The organism is Streptomyces sp. NPDC043896 (genome assembly GCF_056435605.1).
The window spans coordinates 81,648-100,013 of sequence record NZ_JBWKEE010000016.1; the positions used below are offsets into that span (position 1 = coordinate 81,648).

The 18,366-nt window shown below is 74.6% G+C and carries 14 protein-coding genes; 8 read left to right on the forward strand and 6 right to left on the reverse strand.

What is annotated here, in order from left to right:
* Window positions 1–142 precede the first annotated feature (142 nt).
* Genes hypF through hypE form a run of 4 tightly spaced genes read left to right on the forward strand, consistent with a single transcriptional unit; the run spans window position 143 to window position 5,117 of the window.
* Window positions 143–2,629 carry a carbamoyltransferase HypF gene (gene hypF / locus AC069X_RS23105; RefSeq protein WP_478730922.1) on the forward strand — a complete coding sequence of 829 codons (2,487 nt, stop codon included), beginning with the start codon at window positions 143–145 and terminating at the stop codon, window positions 2,627–2,629.
* Window positions 2,598–2,933: a HypC/HybG/HupF family hydrogenase formation chaperone gene (locus AC069X_RS23110; protein WP_478730924.1), complete on the forward strand. Its 336-nt coding sequence runs from the start codon at window positions 2,598–2,600 to the stop codon at window positions 2,931–2,933. Before hypF ends, AC069X_RS23110 begins: the two co-directional genes overlap by 32 nt.
* Window positions 2,930–4,063: a hydrogenase formation protein HypD gene (gene hypD / locus AC069X_RS23115; protein ID WP_478730926.1), complete on the forward strand. Its 1,134-nt coding sequence runs from the start codon at window positions 2,930–2,932 to the stop codon at window positions 4,061–4,063. The genes AC069X_RS23110 and hypD overlap by 4 nt, the downstream gene beginning before the upstream one ends.
* The gene (gene hypE / locus AC069X_RS23120) at window positions 4,056–5,117 is read left to right on the forward strand and encodes a hydrogenase expression/formation protein HypE (protein WP_478730928.1); all 1,062 of its coding nucleotides are present in this window, start codon (window positions 4,056–4,058) and stop codon (window positions 5,115–5,117) included. Before hypD ends, hypE begins: the two co-directional genes overlap by 8 nt.
* 48 nt (window positions 5,118–5,165) lie before the next feature.
* Here the strand turns inward: hypE and AC069X_RS23125 are convergent, their stop codons facing one another.
* The 4 genes from AC069X_RS23125 to AC069X_RS23140 all read right to left on the reverse strand — a co-directional run bounded on the left by AC069X_RS23125 (window position 5,166) and on the right by AC069X_RS23140 (window position 9,437).
* Entirely contained in the window at window positions 5,166–6,005 is an 840-nt protein-coding gene (locus AC069X_RS23125; RefSeq protein ID WP_478730930.1) for a class II glutamine amidotransferase, read from the reverse strand.
* Window positions 6,006–6,461: 456 nt separating this feature from the next.
* On the reverse strand, window positions 6,462–6,764 hold the full coding sequence (locus tag AC069X_RS23130; protein ID WP_478730932.1) for a DUF1876 domain-containing protein: 303 nt from the start codon (window positions 6,762–6,764) through the stop codon (window positions 6,462–6,464).
* An 85-nt stretch (window positions 6,765–6,849) separates the two neighbouring features.
* Window positions 6,850–8,112, reverse strand: a complete 1,263-nt coding sequence (locus AC069X_RS23135) for a cytochrome P450 (protein ID WP_478730934.1) — start codon at window positions 8,110–8,112, stop codon at window positions 6,850–6,852.
* Window positions 8,113–8,156: 44 nt separating this feature from the next.
* Window positions 8,157–9,437 (reverse strand): cytochrome P450, encoded by a 1,281-nt coding sequence (locus AC069X_RS23140; RefSeq protein ID WP_478731131.1) that lies wholly within the window; start codon window positions 9,435–9,437, stop codon window positions 8,157–8,159.
* A 206-nt stretch (window positions 9,438–9,643) separates the two neighbouring features.
* Here AC069X_RS23140 and AC069X_RS23145 point away from each other — a divergent pair, with 206 nt between their 5' ends.
* Entirely contained in the window at window positions 9,644–10,270 is a 627-nt protein-coding gene (locus tag AC069X_RS23145; RefSeq protein WP_478730936.1) for a DUF6518 family protein, read from the forward strand.
* Window positions 10,271–10,396: 126 nt separating this feature from the next.
* On the opposite strand, the gene katG is transcribed toward AC069X_RS23145, so the two are convergent.
* Entirely contained in the window at window positions 10,397–12,625 is a 2,229-nt protein-coding gene (katG, locus tag AC069X_RS23150; protein ID WP_478730938.1) for a catalase/peroxidase HPI, read from the reverse strand.
* A 187-nt stretch (window positions 12,626–12,812) separates the two neighbouring features.
* Here katG and AC069X_RS23155 point away from each other — a divergent pair, with 187 nt between their 5' ends.
* The 3 genes from AC069X_RS23155 (at window position 12,813) to AC069X_RS23165 (ending at window position 17,286) form a co-directional block, all read left to right on the forward strand.
* Window positions 12,813–13,226, forward strand: coding sequence for a Fur family transcriptional regulator (locus AC069X_RS23155; RefSeq protein ID WP_478730940.1), 414 nt, complete (start codon window positions 12,813–12,815; stop codon window positions 13,224–13,226).
* A gap of 432 nt (window positions 13,227–13,658) precedes the next feature.
* Entirely contained in the window at window positions 13,659–16,898 is a 3,240-nt protein-coding gene (locus AC069X_RS23160; RefSeq protein WP_478730942.1) for a M36 family metallopeptidase, read from the forward strand.
* The gene (locus tag AC069X_RS23165) at window positions 16,885–17,286 is read left to right on the forward strand and encodes a hypothetical protein (RefSeq protein WP_478730944.1); all 402 of its coding nucleotides are present in this window, start codon (window positions 16,885–16,887) and stop codon (window positions 17,284–17,286) included. Before AC069X_RS23160 ends, AC069X_RS23165 begins: the two co-directional genes overlap by 14 nt.
* 80 nt (window positions 17,287–17,366) lie before the next feature.
* On the opposite strand, the gene AC069X_RS23170 is transcribed toward AC069X_RS23165, so the two are convergent.
* Entirely contained in the window at window positions 17,367–18,149 is a 783-nt protein-coding gene (locus AC069X_RS23170) for a 3-hydroxybutyrate dehydrogenase (RefSeq protein WP_478730946.1), read from the reverse strand.
* Window positions 18,150–18,366: the final 217 nt, after the last annotated feature.

Consider the following 18,366-nt stretch of genomic DNA (forward strand, 5'->3'; position numbering starts at 1 on the left):
GGCCCGGCGCCGGGTACGTGCACGACCCCTCGGGGTCCGGGGCGGAGCCCCGGGGAACGGTGGAAGGGCGGGTAGGGGACAGCCCCGCAGGGCCCCCGCCCCCGCCCCCGGCCCCCGCCCACCCCGCACCGGAACCCCGCTGATGGACGCCCCCGCGGAGCGCCGCCGCGTCATCGTCCGCGGCGTGGTGCAGGGCGTCGGCTTCCGCCCCTACGTGTACACCCGCGCCACCGGACTCGGCCTCGCCGGCCACGTCACCAACACCCCCGAGGGCGTCGTCGCCGAGGTCGAGGGCGCCCCGGCCGCGGTGGCCGCGTTCTGCGAGCGCCTCGCCGCCGACGCCCCGCCCCTGGCCGTCGTCGACGCCGTCGAGCACCACACCATGCCGCCCACCGGCCCGCCCACCGGCCCGCCGACCACCCCGCCCACCGCCACACCCACCGGCACGCCCGCCCCCCGCTTCGCCATCATCCCCTCCCGCTCCGGCGGCCCGGCCCGTACCCTCGTCCCCCCGGACGTGGCCACCTGCGCCGACTGCCTCGCCGAACTCGCCGACCCCGCCGACCGCCGCCACCGCCACCCGTTCATCACCTGCACCCACTGCGGACCCCGCTTCACCATCGTCACCGGCCTGCCCTACGACCGGGCCCACACCACGATGGCCGGCTTCCCCATGTGCCCCGACTGCGCCCGCGAGTACGCCGACCCCGCCGACCGGCGCTTCCACGCCCAGCCCGTCGCCTGCCCGGCCTGCGGGCCCCGGCTGCGCCTGCTCACCGGCACCCCGCCCCGCGACAGCGGCGACGCCGACCCCGTCGCGGCGGCCCGCCGGCTCCTCTCCGAGGGGGCGGTCCTCGCCGTCAAGGGCCTCGGCGGCTACCACCTCGCCTGCGACGCCGCCCGGCCCGCCGCCGTCGCCGAACTGCGCCGCCGCAAGGCCCGCGGGGACAAGCCCTTCGCCCTGATGGCCCGCTCCCTCGCCGCGGTCGGACACCTCGTGGAGATCGGCCCCGCCGAGCGGGCCCTGCTCACCGGCCCCGACCGGCCCATCGTGCTGCTGCGCCGCCGTCCCGCGTCCGCCGCCCTGCCGGCCGCCGACGTCGCCCCCCGCAGCCCCGACCTCGGCGTGATGCTCCCGTACACCCCCGTGCACCACCTGCTGCTGGGCCTGCCCGGTGACCCGCCCGGTCCCCGCCTGCTCGTGATGACCAGCGGGAACCTCTCCGGGGAGCCCATCGTCACCGACGACGCGGAGGCCCTGGAACGCCTCGGCGGCCTCGCCGACGCCTGGCTGACCCACGACCGGCCGATCCACGTGCCCTGCGACGACTCCGTGGTGCGCGTCTGCGACGGCGAGCCGCTGACCGTACGCCGCTCCCGTGGCAGCGCCCCGCTGCCGCTCGCCCTCCCGCTGGCCGTGCCCGCGACCCTGGCCGCCGGGGGAGACCTCAAGAACGTGTTCTGCCTCGGCGAGGGCCGCAAGGCCTGGCTGTCGGCGCACGTCGGGGACATGGACGACCTCGCCACCCGGTACGCCTTCGAACGTGCCGAGCGGCAGCTGGAGTCCATCACCGGGGTGACACCGGTCCTGTTCGCCGCCGACCGTCACCCCGGCTACCGCTCCACGGGCTGGGCCGCCCGGCAGGCCGGGGCGCGCCCCCTGGTCCGCGTCCAGCACCACCACGCGCACATCGCCTCCGCCATGGCCGAACACGGCCTGGACGGCGGCCGCCGGGTGATCGGGATCGCCTTCGACGGCACCGGCTACGGCGACGACGGCGCCGTGTGGGGCGGGGAGGTGCTGCTCGCCGACTACACCGGCTACACCCGCTTCGCACACCTCGCGTACGTCCCCCTCCCCGGCGGCGACGCGACCGTGCGGCGCCCTTACCGGATGGCACTGGCCCACCTGTGGGCCGCCGGCCTCGACCGGACCCCGGACCTGCCCGCCGTCGCGGCCTGTCCGCCCGGTGAACAGCCCGTACTGGAACGCCAGCTGGAGCGCGGCCTGAACTGCGTGCCCACCTCCAGCATGGGACGCCTCTTCGACGCCGTCTCCTCCCTGGCCGGGGTCTGCCACCACGCCGGGTACGAGGCCCAGGCCGCCGTCGAACTGGAGGCGGCCGCCCTCGCCGCCCCCGCCGCGGACCCGCACCCCGGGTACCGGTTCGCCCTGCGTCCCCCGCACCCCGGGCCCGGGACCGGCACCGGCACGGTGACCGCGGACCCGTTCACCGCGGACCCGTTCACCGTGGACCCCGGGCCCGTCCTGGCCGCCGTCGCCGCCGACGTACGGGCGGGCACCGCGCCCGCGCTGATCGCGGCCCGCTTCCACACCGCCGTCGCCGTCCTCGTCGCGGACGCCTGCCGCGCGGCCCGCGACCGCCACGGCCTCGACACCGTCGCCCTGACCGGCGGGGTCATGGCCAACACCCTCCTCTCCGGCGCCTGTTCACGGCTGCTGCGGGAGCAGGGCTTCACCGTGCTGCGCCAGCACCGGGTCCCCCCGAACGACGGGGGACTGGCCCTCGGCCAGCTCATGGTCGCGGCGGCCACCGCCGACCGCGCCGCGGAACAACCACAGCAAGGAGCAGCCCATGTGCCTGGCGGTACCCGGCAGGGTGATTGACATCGGGGAACGGGACGGCACCCGCATGGCCACCGTCGACTTCGGCGGCGTCGTCAAGGACGTGTGCCTGGAGTACCTGCCGGACCTCCGGGTGGGCGAGTACGCCATCGTCCACGTCGGCTTCGCCCTCCAGCGGCTCGACGAGGAGTCCGCCCTCAGGACGCTGGAACTCTTCGCGGAACTCGGCATGCTCCAGGAGGAGTTCGGCGACCCGTGGGAGCAGGCCGCCCAGGCCGGCGGTGCCCTGCGGCCCGCGACGGACGACGACCCCGCAGACGTCCCCCAGGAGGCGGCGCAGCAGTGAAGTACATCGACGAGTTCCAGGACCCCGGCCTCGCCCGGCGGCTGCTCGACGACATCCACGCCACGGTCACCCGCCCCTGGGCGCTGATGGAGGTCTGCGGCGGCCAGACCCACACCATCATCCGGCACGGCCTCGACCAGCTCCTGCCCGAACAGGTCGAGCTGATCCACGGGCCCGGCTGCCCCGTGTGCGTGACCCCGCTCGAAGTCATCGACAAGGCCCTGGAGATCGCCTCCCGCCCCGGCGTGATCTTCTGCTCCTTCGGCGACATGCTCCGCGTCCCCGGAACCGGCCGCGACCTCTTCCGGGTGCGGAGCGAGGGCGGCGACGTACGCGTCGTCTACTCCCCGCTCGACGCCCTGCGCATCGCCCGGCAGAACCCGGACCGCCAGGTGGTCTTCTTCGGCATCGGCTTCGAGACCACCGCGCCGCCCAACGCGATGACGGTGTACCAGGCGAAGAAGCACGGCATCACCAACTTCAGCCTGCTCGTCTCCCACGTCCGGGTCCCCCCGGCCATCGAGGCGATCATGAACTCCCCGAGCTGCCGGGTCCAGGCCTTCCTGGCCGCCGGTCACGTGTGCAGCGTGATGGGGACCGCCGAGTACCCCCGGCTGGCCGCCCGCCACCGCGTCCCCATCGTGGTCACCGGCTTCGAACCGCTCGACATCCTGGAGGGCGTGCGCCGCGCCGTGCGGCAGCTGGAGCGCGGCGAGCACACCGTCGACAACGCCTACGCGCGCGCCGTCCGCCCCGAGGGCAACCCCGCCGCGCTCGCGATGCTGGAGGACGTCTTCGAGGTCACCGACCGCGCCTGGCGCGGCATCGGCACCATCCCCGCCAGCGGCTGGCGGCTGTCGCCCCGCTACCGGGACTTCGACGCCGAACACCGATTCGCGGTGACGGGGATCGACACCCGCGAACCGGCCGAATGCCGCAGTGGAGAGGTCCTCCAGGGCCTCATCAAACCGCAGCAGTGCCAGGCCTTCGGCACCACCTGCACCCCGCGCACCCCGCTCGGCGCCACCATGGTCTCCAGCGAGGGCGCCTGCGCCGCGTACTACCTCTACCGGCGCCTGGACATCCCGACCGCCAAGACGGCACCGCAGGAGGCGACCCCCGTTGTCTGACACCGCACTGGACGTCACCGGCTGGACCTGTCCGGCCCCCCTGCGCGACCACCCCCGCGTGGTGATGGGCCACGGCGGCGGCGGGGCGCTCTCCGCCGAACTCGTCCGGCACGTCTTCGCCCCCGCCTTCGGCGGCGAGGTCCTCTCTCAGCTCGGCGACTCCGCGACCCTCACCCTGGGCGGGGCCCGCATGGCCTTCTCCACCGACTCGTACGTGGTGCGCCCGCTGTTCTTCCCCGGCGGCAGCATCGGGGACCTCGCGGTCAACGGCACCGTCAACGACCTGGCCATGAGCGGGGCCACGGCCGCCTACCTGTCCTGCGGGTTCATCCTGGAGGAGGGAGTCGAGACCGCCACGGTGGCCCGCGTCGCCCAGGCCCTCGGCGCGGCCGCGCGTGCGGCGGGCGTGGAGGTGGCGACCGGCGACACCAAGGTCGTGGAGGTCGGACACGGCGACGGCGTGTACATCAACACCGCCGGCATCGGTCTCGTCCCCGAGGGCGTGGACCTGCGCCCGCAGCGGGTCGTACCGGGCGACGTGGTCATCGTCAGCGGTGACATCGGGCTGCACGGGGTGGCCATCATGAGCGTCCGCGAGGGCCTCGGCTTCGAGGCGGACATCGCCAGCGACTGCGCGCCCCTGGGCGGCCTCGTCCGTTCCATGCTCGCGGTCACCCCCGACCTGCACGTGCTGCGCGACCCCACCCGGGGCGGTCTGGCCGCCGCACTCAACGAGATCGCCGCCGCTTCCGGCACGGGCGTGGTCGTCCAGGAGGGCCGGGTGCCGGTCCCCGAAGCCGTGGGCAACGCCTGCGCGATCCTCGGCCTGGACCCGTTCTACGTGGCGAACGAGGGCAAGCTCGTCGCGTTCGTCCCCCGCGAGCACGCCGACGCCGTCCTCGACGCCATGCGGGCCCACCCGCTGGGCCGGCGGGCCTCCGTGATCGGCGAGGCGGTCGAGGACCACCCCGGGCTCGTCGTCGCCCGTACCGGCCTCGGCGGCACCCGCGTCGTCGACCTCCCGATCGGGGAGCAGCTGCCGCGCATCTGCTGACGCGGGCCGGTGGCTGGTGGCCCTGGTCCGGGGGTCCGGGGCGGGCGGTCAGGGGAGCTCGGGGATGAACGGAAGGTAGTCCTCCGGGCCCTCCGACGGGACCATGACGTAGCTCGCCTCGGGCAGCTCGTTCCACACGCCCGGCAGGTTTCCGAGCGGCTCGGAGACCACCAGCCGGGTCGAGTCGGACACCTCCCGCAGGAACGGCAGTTCCGGGTACAGCTGGCGCACCGTCTCGGCCCGGCTGCTGTAGTACAGCGAACGGGACCGGCCCTGGCTGGAGTAGCGGAACGCCCACACCCGCTCGCCCTCGCTGACCGCGACCGTCATCTGGAGCGGGTCGGCCACCCCGTGCTCCTTGCCGAGCCGCTCCACCAGGCCCGCCATCCGGGCGACCGCGCCGGGCACGTCCTGGTCGAGGCCGAAGGTCACGGCGAGGTAGAACATCACCTCGGAGTCCGTCGAGCCCTCGATACAGGGGAACAGCGCCGGGTCGACGGCCATGCACAGGTCGCGCTGGAGCCGGTGGAAATCGGTGATCGCACCGTTGTGCATCCACAGCCAGCGCCCGTGCCGGAAGGGGTGGCAGTTGGTCTGCTGGATCGCCGAACCCGTGGAGGCGCGCACGTGCGCGAAGAACAGCGGCGAACGGACGTGCGAGGCCAGCTCCCGCAGGTTCCGGTTGTTCCAGGCCGGACCGATGTCCCGGAACACCGCCGGGGTGCCGTCCCCGTCCGTGCTGTACCAGCCGATACCGAAGCCGTCCCCGTTGGTGGACTCGACGCCCATCCGCGCGTGCAGGCTCTGGTCGATCAGCGAGTGCTCCGGCTTGTACAGGACCGCGTCGAGCAGCATCGGCGAGCCGGAGTAGGCGAGCCATCGACACATGTGCACCATCCCTCTCCTGGGCCGCTCCGTCCGAGCCTAACGCGCCGCACGATCACCCCGCCTGTCGTCGGTCCGGGCGGGTGGCATCGCCCGGGCCGGCCCGCGCACCGCCCTCCGCGCGCTCCGGATCCCGCGCACCTGTCCCCGCGTCCCGGGGGAGGGGGAGCCGGGTGAGGGGCAGGGTGATGTGGGCCGGGGGCGACCGGGCGCCCCAGCGCCGCTCCTCCGTCCCGGATCGCCGACTCCGGGTCCTCGTGGGCCTCGCCCTCCCTGCCCTCGTGCTCCTTCGGGAGGGCCGCGGCGATCGCGGCGCCCCAGCGCCGGACGGCGAGCTCGGCCGGCCGCTCCAAGCGGCCGGCCCGCCCCTCACCGTCGGCCTTCGTCACGCGATGCCGGAAGACCGTGCGGGGCGCCTGCCGGTGACGGCCCTCCGCGCGCACCGGACCCGGCGTCGCCCTACCTGCCCGGGCCGGAGTCGTCCGGCCAGCCGTACCCGGTGCGCGGCGCCTGCGGTACGGCTCCCAGCGCCGCCAGGTCCTTGTCCGCGGCCCGGCTCAGCTGGCCGGCCAGGTCGCGCATCGCCCGGCTCGCCGCCAGCTCGTCACCGATCGCGGGGACTTCCACGTCCTGCGGGTTGCACCGCGCCCGGCCGCGGCCGACCAGCGTCTCCTTCCCGGTTTCGAGCACCGCCCGGGCCTTCGTCGTGCCGTCCTCCTCGATGAGGTAGACGCCGACCTTCCACTCCTCGGCGTGTGACATGGCGTGCCTCCTGACCTGCCGGTGCCTCCTGCTACCAGGATCCCCCCGCCCCGGCCGGTCCGGCCACGGCAACCGGGCGCCGCGCTCACCAGGACACGTACAGCTCCTCCGGCGAGCGGTGGATCAGGGTGGGCCGTATGCGGGGCGGCCGCCGCCCGTCCAGCCGCAGCCCCGGCAGCCTGCGGACGAACAGCTCCAGCGTCAGGCGCAGCTGCTCGCGGGCCAGCCGGGAGCCGGGGCAGCCGTGGGGGCCGTGCCCGAAGGCGAGGTGGGGCCGGGCCCCGGCACCCCGACGGATGTCGAACGCGTCCGGGCGCTCGTACCGCCGTTCGTCGCGGTTGGCCGAACCGTACGCCACCAGCACGGTCGCCCCGGCCGGCAGCCTGGTCCCGGCGATCGTCACCGGGCGGGTGGCGGTACGCCGGAACACCTGCACGACCGCGTCGTGCCGCGCGGCCTCCTCCACCGCCGCCGGGACCAGCGAGGGGTCGTCGCGCAGCATCCGCCACTGCCGCCGGTCGTCCTCCAGCAGGTGCATGAGGGTGGTGGCGATGAGCGCGCCCGTGGTGAGGAAGCCGGCGATCAGCAGGTTCTGCAGGTTCGCCACCAGCTCGTGGCGCTGCTCGCCGGTCAGCTCCCCGGCCCCGGGGGCCAGCGCCGCCACCATGGCCGAGCACAGGTCGTCCCGGGGCCGCTCGCGCCGGTCGCGCACGTAGCCGTCCAGCAGCCGCTGGAGCGCGACCACGTCCTCGGCGGCCGCCACCTGCTCCTCGGGCGGCAGTGGCCGGAACAGCAGTTCCTCCGCCCGGTAGCCGCCGTGCACGGCGGCGGGCACGTCCGCAGGGTCCAGCCCGATCAGCCGCCCGATCACCTGGCCGGGCAGCTGCCGGGCGTACGCCCGCACCAGCTCGACCGGCCCGTACGCGGGCAGGCCGTCGACCAGCTCCCGCGCACAGTTCCGGGCGTGCGGGAGCAGCGCCGTCACCCGGGCGGAGGTCAGGCCCCGGTTCAGCGGGGCCCGGTGGCGGCGGTGGGCGGCGCCGTCCGAGGAGACCACGGTGGGCCGGGGGCCGAAGCCGCCCGCAAGGACCCCGAGCGCCGCGTCGGAGAGCACCACGTCGGGGGTGAGGGCGTTCGCGGAGGAGAAGTCCCCGGCGCGCAGCAGGACCTCCCGCACGTCCCGGTCGCGCGCCACCAGCCAGGCGTCGAACGCGGGCAGGTACGTCAGGCCCTCGGTCCGGCGGGCCCGGGCGTAGAGCGGGTAGGGGTCGCGGTACAGGTCGTCGCGCCATGCGTGGCCGGGTATCCGTCCGGGCGTCCGCTCCGGCGCCGGTCCGGGCTGTGTCACACGGGCCTCCCGTGGGGTGAGGGGGCTTGGGGGTGTCCGGCGGGTCAGGGGCGGACGCCCCCCAGGCGGGCCGGGGCCGGGCCGTCGGGCCGGACCGTGATGGAGTACGCCGCCCCGGTCGGGACGGAGTCGAAGACCGGGACGTGGTGCGGCAGCAGCAGCTCCAGCAGGGCGGTCGACTCGCGCAGCGCGAACTGCGTGCCGAGGCAGGCGCGCGGGCCCATCCCGAAGGGCAGGTAGGCGCCCGGCAGGGCGGGCCGGCGGCCCGGGGTGGTGAAGCGGCCGGGGTCGAAGCGCTCGGGGTCGGGCCACAGCGCCGGGTCGCGGTGCGTGAGGTACGGGCAGACCAGCAGCTCCGTCCCCGCCGCGACGGCGTGGCCGGCCAGGGTGTCGGCCTCCGCCGCGTGCCGGGGCAGGATCCACGCCGACGGGTACAGCCGCAGCGTCTCGCCGACCAGCGCCTGGACGGCCTCCCGGCGCTCCGGCGAGCCCTCGGGGCCCGCCGCGAGGGCCTCCTCGCGGGCCGCGGGGTGGCGGTCGAGGAGCAGGTACAGCCAGGTCAGGGTGGTGGCGGTGGTCTCGTGGCCCGCCACCAGCAGGGTGACGAGCTCGTCGCGCAGCAGCCGGTCCGTGTACTCGGGGTACGTCGCGGAAGCCTCCACCAGCACCCGCAGCAGCCCCGGACCCTCCGGCCCCGCCGCCGGTTCGCGGGCGGCGGCCACGGCGTGCCGGGCCACCGCGTCGATCCGGGCCAGGTCGGCGGCCACCGAGCCCCGGGCCTCCACCTCGTCGGCGGGCAGGCTCGGCAGGGCCGCCACCACGGCCGCCACGGCGGCGAGTTCGCGCTCGGTGGCGGCGTCCAGGGGGTGGCCGGTGAGCGCGCGCCAGATGGTGTCCAGGGCGAAGCGGCGCATCTCCTCCCCGACGTCGAAGACCTCCCCGGTGCGCGCGTACCCGGCCCAGCGCTCCGCCGTGGTGCGGGCCGCCGCGTCGATGCGCTGCTCGTAGCGGCGCATGCCCGGCCCGGTGAACTGTGCCTGGAGCAGCCGCCGTTGCCGCTTCCAGGCGTCCCCGGTCGCGGCCAGCATCCCGTCGCCGATCAGCAGCCGGGCGCGGTGGGAGCGTTTGACGTACCGGTCGGGGTTCCGCGCCAGCACGTGCTGCACGGCCTCCGGCCCGGTCACCAGCACGGTGGGCGCCGGTCCGATCCGGACGGCGGCGACGCCGCCGAGCCGTTCGCGCGCCAGCCCCAGCAGCTCGATCAGGCCGCCGCCTCCGGCCCGCCACCGCTCGACGTCGGCGGCGTCGAGCTCCGGCACCGGCAGGCCCTCCGCGGCGGGCTCCTCCCGGGCGGGCCGCCCGGTAACGGCGTGTGTGGCCAAGGCTGTTCTCCTGTCCGGCGGAGGGCGGGCAGCACGGACTGTACGCCTGCGCGCGACCGCGTACGAGAGCACCGCGAGCCGACATCGGGTGGCCAACACGCCGACGGTGGGGTGGGATTCCCGTGATGAGCGTTTGAGACGATTCACGGATGAACGCGAAGTCGTCCCTGAAGTCACGCGCCACGGCGGCCGTCGTCGCCGTGCTGTGCGGTGTGGTCCTGGGGGTCGTTCCCCCGCTCCTGGCCGGCGGAGCCGGCACGGCCGGGCACGTGGTGCACGTCGTGCTGTCCGCCGGCTGGGTGTGGGCGGCGTTCGCCTTCGCCGTCGGCGCCGCGCGCGAGGGCAGGGCGGAGTCCGCGGCCGTGGCCACCGTGTCGCTGTTCGCGGCGGTGACGGCGTACTACCTCACGAAGTCGGCGCACGACGAGACGGCCGGCCTGGCCCTGCCGCCGGACACCGTCCAGGTCTCCGAGTCCGTCAACTACGCGGGTCTGGTGGTGTGGGGCGTCGCGGCCTGCGTCCTCGGCCCCCTGATGGGGCTGGCCGGGAACCTGGCCAGGGAGCGCGGGCTGCGGGGGATCCCCTTCCGCCTCCTGGTCCCGGCGATCGCCGTGGTGGAGACGACCATGCGGCTGCGGGCCGAGGCCCCGCTGCAGCAAGCCGTGGTGGGCGCGACGTGGAGCGTCGTCCGCTGGGCGGCGGTCGCCGCCGCCCTGCTCCTCGTCGTGCGGGCGGTGGCCGACGCCCGGCGGTCACGGCGGCGGATCCCCGGCTGAGCCACCGGGACGGCCGGAGCGGTGGGGCGTACGACCGGTGACCGTCGCCGGCGAGGACGCCTCCCGGCAGCACGACGCCCCGGGCCCGCCGGGCCCGGGGCGTCGTGATCAGACCGTCCGGGCCGCTCAGGCCAGGTCGAACCGGTCCAGGTCCATCACCTTGCTCCACGCGGCGACGAAGTCCTCGACGAACTTCCGCTTCGCGTCGTCACTGGCGTACACCTCGGCCAGCGCCCGCAGCTCGGAGTTCGAGCCGAAGACGAGGTCGGCGCGGCTGCCGGTCCACTTGAGCTCGCCGGTGGCGGCGTCGCGGCCCTCGAAGGTGGTCTGGTCCGCCGAGGTGGACTTCCACGTCGTGCCCAGGTCGAGCAGGTTGACGAAGAAGTCGTTGGTCAGCGTGCCGGGGGTGTCGGTGAACACGCCCAGCTGGGACTGCTGGTGGTTGGCGCCCAGGACGCGCAGGCCGCCGACGAGGACGGTCAGCTCGGGGGCGGACAGGTTCAGCAGGTTCGCCCGGTCGACCAGCAGGAACTCGGCCGGAAGGCGGCTGCCCTTGCCGAGGTGGTTGCGGAAGCCGTCGGCGACGGGCTCCAGCGCGGCGAAGGACTCGACGTCGGTCTGGTCCTGGGTGGCGTCCACCCGGCCCGCGGTGAACGGCACCTCGATCTCGTGCCCGGCGTCCTTGGCGGCCTGCTCGACGGCGGCGGAGCCGGCGAGGACGATCAGGTCGGCGAGCGAGACCCGCTTGTCACCGGTCTGCGCGGAGTTGAAGGACTCCTGGATGCCTTCCAGGACGCGCAGTACCGCGGCGAGCTGTTCCGGCTCGTTGACCTCCCAGCCGGCCTGCGGCTGGAGGCGGATGCGGGCGCCGTTGGCGCCGCCGCGCTTGTCGCTGCCGCGGAAGGACGAGGCCGACGCCCAGGCCACGGAGACGAGCTGGGACACGGTCAGGTCGGAGCCGAGGATCCGCTCCTTGAGGGAGGCGATGTCCGCGGCGTCGACCAGCTCGTGCGTACGGGCCGGCAGCGGGTCCTGCCACAGCAGGGTCTCGCCCGGAACCTCGGGGCCGAGGTAGCGGGCGACCGGGCCGAGGTCACGGTGGGTGAGCTTGAACCAGGCGCGGGCGAAGGCGTCCGCGAACTGGTCCGGGTTCTCCAGGAAGCGGCGCGAGATCTGCTCGTAGGCCGGGTCGAAGCGCAGCGAGAGGTCCGTGGTCAGCATGGTCGGCGCGTGGCTCTTGGACGGGTCGTGGGCGTCCGGGATGGTGCCGGCGCCCGCGCCGTCCTTCGCGACCCACTGCTGGGCGCCGGCGGGGCTGGTGGTCAGCTCCCACTCGTAGCCGAAGAGGTTCTCGAAGAAGGTGTTGCTCCACCGGGTCGGCGTCGTGGTCCAGGTGACCTCGAGGCCGCTGGTGATGGTGTCGGCGCCCTTGCCGGAGCCGTACCCGTTCTGCCAGCCGAAGCCCTGCGCCTCCAGCGGGGCGGCCTCGGGGTCGACGCCGACGTGGTCGGCGGGGCCGGCGCCGTGCGCCTTGCCGAAGGTGTGACCGCCGGCTATGAGCGCGACCGTCTCCTCGTCGTTCATCGCCATCCGGCGGAACGTCTCACGGATGTCGCGGGCCGCGGCGAGCGGGTCCGGGTTGCCGTTCGGGCCCTCGGGGTTGACGTAGATCAGACCCATCTGGACGGCGCCGAGGGGGCTCTCCAGCTCGCGGTCGCCCGTGTAGCGCTGGTCGTCGAGCCAGGTGGTCTCGGGACCCCAGTACACGTCCTCGTCGGCCTCCCACACGTCGGCGCGGCCGCCGGCGAAGCCGAAGGTCTCGAAGCCCATCGACTCCAGCGCGACATTGCCCGCGAGGATCATGAGGTCGGCCCAGGACAGGTTCTGCCCGTACTTCTTCTTCACCGGCCACAGCAGGCGGCGGGCCTTGTCCAGGTTGGCGTTGTCCGGCCAGCTGTTGAGCGGGGCGAACCGCTGCTGGCCGGCGCCGGCGCCGCCGCGGCCGTCGCTGATCCGGTAGGTGCCGGCGCTGTGCCAGGCCATGCGGACCATCAGGGGGCCGTAGTGGCCGAAGTCGGCCGGCCACCAGTCCTGCGAAGTGGTCAGGACCTCCTCGATGTCCCGCTTCACGGCAGGGAGGTCGAGGGACTGGAACGCCGCGGCGTAGTCGAACCCCTCGCCGAGCGGGTTGGCCACGGCGGGGTTCTTGGCCAGGATCTTCAGATTGAGCCGCTCGGGCCACCACTGGCGGTTTCCGCCGCCCTGGGTGGGGTGCGGGGCGCGCCCGTGCGCGACCGGGCAGCCGCCTGCGCCCTCCGTTTCGGCGGCTACGACTGCGTCATGGTTCTCAGACATGCATTTCCTTCCGGACCAGGCGGATCACGCTGTTCAGGAACGGTTTCCTCAACCCTTGGCTATGAACGTCTCAGATCCTACGATGGACACAGTCCAAGTCAAGAAGCAGACCAAATCCGGATCCCATCGGTTCCCGGAGCCCGTCGGGGGCCCGGGCGGCCCGTCGACCCCGAGAAGGTGAGCCGACATGAGTGACCTGCTGGACCGGCTGCGCAGGCGCGGCTGGCGATTGACCTCCCAGAGACGTGTCGTGGCCGAGGTCCTGGACGGCGACCACGTGCACCTCACCGCCGACGAGGTGCACGCGCGTGCCGTGGCCCTGCTGCCCGAGATCTCCCGGGCCACCGTCTACAACGCCCTGGGCGAACTGGTCGCCCTGGGAGAGGTCGCCGAAGTATCCACCGACGGGCGGGCCAAGCGCTACGACCCCAACGCGCACCATCCGCACCACCACCTCGTCTGCTCCGGCTGCGGCCTCATCCGGGACGTCCGCCCCGCCGGGAACCCGCTGGCAGACCTGCCGACGGGGGAGCGTTTCGGCTTCTCGGTGTCCGGGGCGGAGGTCACCTACCGGGGGCTCTGTCCGGCCTGCGCGGGCTGATCCCCCAGCGGACGCCGACCGGCCGTCCAGAGTTCGTCGAGCCGATGTCCAGGCGGGCGCCCCGCCCGCCACGTCGCCGGCCCCGGTCCCCGGGGTGCCGGCGACCGCCTTCCGGGCCGCCGCGCCCGACGGGCCGAGCACGGCCGTGAGCGGGTCCGGGCCGCGGCCGCCGCCCGGACCGCGCACCGCCCCGGGCCCGCGGAGTACGCCGGGCCGTGCTCCCCCGCTCGATGCCGGCGGAGCCGGTCCGCAGGCCGTCGAAGAGCGGCACCCACCCGGTCGGAGTACCCTCCCGCCCTCCGCGCGCCGAGCCGTACGCGCCCCCGGAGAGCCTCTTTGACCTGCCGTGACCGGGTGCGCTACTCCACTGGTCAACTCGCGGGTCCCGACGGCGGACCCGGGGGACGCGTCGGCTCTCGGAAGGCCCAGGCCATGACCAGAAGGCAGTTGCGCACCAGGCTGATGACCGCGGCGACCGCGTCGGCCATACTCCTCACCCTGCTCCCGGCGATGGCCGCCGCGGCGCGGCCCGCCGCCGACGGCCCCGACGGCCCCACCGTGCGCCGCGACCCGGCCACGGGACACGCCCGGATGGTCTTCAGGTCCGGCGGATACCTCACCGAGCCCGCCGCCGGGCCTGCCGAGGAGGTGGTACTGGGCTACGTACGCGACCACCGCGAGCTCTTCGGCCTTTCGGACGGGCAGGTGGAGCAGCTCGTCGTCGCCTCCTCCTACCCGACGAAGCACAACGGCGCCCGCCAGGTGACCCTCGGCCAGGACATCGACGGCATGCGCGTCCACGGCGGCCTGCTCACCGCCACCGTCGACCGGCACGGCCGGCTGGTGATCATCGGCGGCGCGGCGGCGACCGGAGAACCCGCCGGCAGCGTCGAACTGACCGCGCAGGACGCCCTGGACGTCGCCGCCGACGCCCAGGGCGTACGCGCCCGGCTCCGGCTGAAGGGTTCCGACAACCGCGACAAGGGCCGCCAGAAGTTCGCGAACCCGTACGCCCGGAAGCTGAAGAAGCCCAACGACGTCACCGCCGAACTGGTCTGGTACCCGCGCGGACCGGGCCACGAGCTGCGGCCGGCCTGGCTCACCGACATCGAGGCCTCCGGCACCTCCTGGTACCAGACGCTGGTCGACGCCGAGGACGGCGACATCCTCGGGCGGGAGAGCCGCTACCACCACGACGGCCCCGAGGGCCGGGTCTTCACCGCGCAGCACCCCGACGCCGCCGGCGCCACCCGCACGGTCACCCCCTTCACCGGACGGGACGGCTCGTGGGTGGCGGACCGGCTCACCCAGGGCAACAACGCCAACGCCTACCGGGACGAGGACGGGGACAACGCCGTCCCCGACACCGGCAACGACGCCCTGCGGCCGCAGTCCCCGCCCGGCGGCGACCCGGCGCACCAGCACTTCGACCACCCGTTCGGCGACGTGTGGCGCACCAACGCGGCCGCGACCCAGGCCAATCTGGACGCCGACCTCAACCCCGTCGTCACCCAGCTCTTCTACTACACCAACGTGATGCACGACCACCTCTACGGCCTGGGCTTCGACGAGGCCTCCCGCAACTTCCAGGCCTCCAACTTCGGCCGCGGCGGCGCACAGGGCGACCCGGTGCTGGCCGAGGCCCAGGACGGCTGGGACTTCGGCTGCGAGGACGACGCCACCCCGCCGAACCGCATCCGCTGCCTGAACAACGCCAACTTCGGCACGCCCCCGGACGGCGCCAGCCCCCGCATGCAGATGTTCATGTGGCAGCCCGGGCGCCCGTGGCGCGACGGCTCGCTCGACGGTGACGTCATCGCCCACGAATACGGCCACGGCGTGTCCAACCGCCTGGTCGGCGGCGGCAGCATGGGCGACGGCCCGCAGACCGGGGCGCTCGGCGAAGGCTGGAGCGACACGATCTCCTTCCTCAAGTGGGGCGACGCCGTCGTCGGCGAGTACGTCACCGGCAACACCTCCCGGGGCATCCGCTCCCAGGCGTACGACACCTCCACCGAGGGCTGGGGCAGTTTCAACCCGGCCCGCGGCGTCCACCGCAACGGCGAGGTCTGGGCCGCCACCGTCTACGACATCCGTGAGGCCAAGGGCATCGCGTACACCCAGCAGATCGTCGTCGACGGCATGAAGAACACCGTCCACCGGCCGAGCTACCTCGACGCGCGCGACGGCATCCTGGCCGCCGACATGACCAACACCGGCGGCGCCAACCAGTGCCTGCTCTGGCGGGTCTTCGCGGGCCGGGGCATGGGCGAGGGCGCCGCGTCCAGCGCCGACCAGACCACCGTCACCACCTCCGGCACCGTCCCGGCCGCCTGCCGGCCCACGGCCGACGCGGGCGGCCCCTACACCACCGACGAGGGCACCGGCGTCACCCTCGACGCCTCCGCCTCGGCCGGCGGAACAGACCCGTCCGCCGGCGGCCCCACCGCGTACGCCTGGGACCTCGACAACGACGGACAGTACGACGACGCCACCGGGGTGACCACCGTCTTCGGCCGCGTCGGCCGCGACGACGTCTTCACCGTCGGCCTCCAGGTCACCGACAGCGCCGGCAACACCGACACCGCCTCCACCACGGTCACCGTGAGGAACGCCGTCCCCTCCGTGGTCCTCCAGCAGCTCCCCCCGGCGGCCGAGAACGGCGGGACCACCCTGACCGGCGAGATCACCGACCCGGGCTGGCTCGACCCGCTCACCGCCACCGTCGACTGGGGTGACGGGAACGGCCCCCAGCCCCTGGACGGCACCCTGGAGAACACCCGGCCCGACGCGACGCTGACCTTCACCGCCCCGCACACCTACGGGGACGACGGGACCTTCGGCATCGAGGTGTGCGGCACCGACGACGACACCCGCGCCTGCGCCACCACCGAAGCGGTGATCGGCAACGCCGGCCCGACCGCCGTCATCGCCCCGGACGGCCAGACCACCCACAACGGCCAGAAGGCCTACATCGCCCACGCCGGACAGCCGATCGAGGTCACCGGCTCCTCGGCCGATCCCGGCAGCGACGACCTGACCCTGACCTGGAACTGGGGCGACGGCTCCGCCGGCGAACTGCTCTCCCTCGTGAACCCGCCGGCGGCCGACCCCGACCCGAGCCCGTCGGTCCAGCCGCGCGCCGTCACCGGCACGAAGACGCACGCCTACGCGGCCGCCTGCCTGTCCACCCTCACCTTCACCAGCCAGGACGACGACGCCGGAAGGGCCTCCGACACCGCCGCCGTCATCACCACCGGCAACACCCGCCAGGCCCACAACCAGGCGTACTGGATGAAGCAGTACGACGGCCGCGCACCGGACGACTTCACGCCCGCGCAGCAGCAGTGCCTGCTGGACGTGGCCTCGTTCATGAGCACGGTGTACGGACCCCTGACCCGCGACCAGGCCCACGGCATCCTCGCCAACGGCTCGCCCGAGCCCAGGCGGCTGCTCTCCCAGCAGCTGCTCGCCGCCTGGCTCAACTTCGCCAACGGCTCCTACGACCTGACCACCCCGGTGGACACCGACGGGAACCGGCTGCCGGACTCCACCTTCGGCGCGGCGGTGGCCGCGGCCGAGGCGGTCTACAACAACCCGGCCGCCACCCGGCTCCAGCTCCAGAAGCAGGTGGACGCCCTGCTGCGGTTCAACATCCGTGACGGCGGTTGACCGCCGCCTGGCCTGCCTCGCCGCTCTCGCACTCTTCACCGGGTGCGGGAGCGGCGTGCCGGGGGCCGCGCGGACACGGACCCCGGTGACGGGCACGGGCCCCACCCCGCAGGCCCCGCCCCCGGCACGCGGCCGGGTGCTCGGCCCGGCGGACGACGGCTACACGGGACGGCTCGCCGTCGGAGAGACCGCGCTGCTGAGGATCCCGGAGCGGGAAGAGGGCCGGCCCGCCCTCGACGGCGCGTCGGTACTGCTGATCCCGGTCCAGAGCCTGGCCCGGACCGGCCACCGTGAATGGGAGGTCCGGGCGGTGCGCCCGGGCACCAGCCGGATCTCCGTCCCCCGGCCGGGCCGCCCGCCCGCCGCCCTGACCCTGATCGTCACCTGAGGGGCACAACCGGAGGAAAACGGACGGACCGCCCCTGGCCCCCGCGTAGCCCCCGGGGGGCAGGCGGCGGTGCCGGGGGGTCAGGCGGCGGTCCAGCCGCCGTCCATCGGCAGCGAGGCTCCCGTGACGTGGCCTGTGTGCGGACCGCAGAGCCACAGCACGGAGGCCGCCACCTCCTCCGGCTCGATCAGCCGCTTGACGGCGGAGCCGCGCAGCAGCACCTCCTCGACCACCCGCGAGGCGGGGATCCCGTGCGCCTCCGCCTGGGCGGCGATCTGCCGCTCCACCAGCGGGGTGCGCACGTAGCCGGGGTTCACGCAGTTGCTCGTCACCCCGTGCGGGGCGCCCTCCAGGGCGGCGACCTTGCTGAGCCCCTCCAGGGCGTGCTTGGCCGCGACGTACGCCGACTTGAAGGCACTGGCCCGCAGCCCGTGCACGCTGGAGACGTTGACCACCCGCCCCCAGCCGCGCCCGTACATGTACGGCAGGGACCGCCGCAGCAGCAGGAACGGAGCGGTCACCATCACCTTCTGGATCAGCTCGAACCGCTCGGGCGGGAAGTCCTCGATGGCCGCCACGTGCTGGAGACCGGCGTTGTTGACCAGGACGTCGACCTCGGCGGGCAGCCGGCCCACGGCGGCGGGGTCGGCGAGGTCGGCCGGATGGGCCCGCCCGCCGACGAGCTCCGCCACCTCCCCGGCGGCCCGCGCGTCGACGTCCACGACGTGTACGAGGGCCCCGGCGCCGGCCAGTGCCAGGGCGCAGGCGCGCCCGATGCCGCTGCCGCCGCCGGTCACCAGGGCCACGCGCCCCGCCAGTACGGACGCCGTTCCACCGGACCCGGTGGTGAGTGCGCTAGTCATGGCCCGAACGTTAGGTACGCGCGCCGCCCCGTGCCGATGTGCGGGGCCACCACACTCGGTGCCCCGGCCGTGGCGGGCGGCGCCACAGGTCGGCCGGCGCCACGGGGCGGGGGGGGGGGGGGGGGGGGGGGGGGGACGCTCGGACACCCACACTAGGGGGGGCAGGGAAGGGCGGGAGGCCGCACCTCGACCGTGTCCCTTATATGGCACGCGGCCT

Coding starts and splice junctions, on each gene's coding strand:
- hypF (WP_478730922.1), top strand. CDS start 143: ATGGACGCCCCCGCGGAGCGCCGCCGCGTCATCGTCCGCGGCGTGGTG.
- AC069X_RS23110 (WP_478730924.1), top strand. CDS start 2,598: ATGTGCCTGGCGGTACCCGGCAGGGTGATTGACATCGGGGAACGGGAC.
- AC069X_RS23125 (WP_478730930.1), bottom strand. CDS start 6,005: ATGTGTCGATGGCTCGCCTACTCCGGCTCGCCGATGCTGCTCGACGCG.
- AC069X_RS23130 (WP_478730932.1), bottom strand. CDS start 6,764: ATGTCACACGCCGAGGAGTGGAAGGTCGGCGTCTACCTCATCGAGGAG.
- AC069X_RS23145 (WP_478730936.1), top strand. CDS start 9,644: ATGAACGCGAAGTCGTCCCTGAAGTCACGCGCCACGGCGGCCGTCGTC.
- katG (WP_478730938.1), bottom strand. CDS start 12,625: ATGTCTGAGAACCATGACGCAGTCGTAGCCGCCGAAACGGAGGGCGCA.
- AC069X_RS23155 (WP_478730940.1), top strand. CDS start 12,813: ATGAGTGACCTGCTGGACCGGCTGCGCAGGCGCGGCTGGCGATTGACC.
- AC069X_RS23160 (WP_478730942.1), top strand. CDS start 13,659: ATGACCAGAAGGCAGTTGCGCACCAGGCTGATGACCGCGGCGACCGCG.
- AC069X_RS23170 (WP_478730946.1), bottom strand. CDS start 18,149: ATGACTAGCGCACTCACCACCGGGTCCGGTGGAACGGCGTCCGTACTG.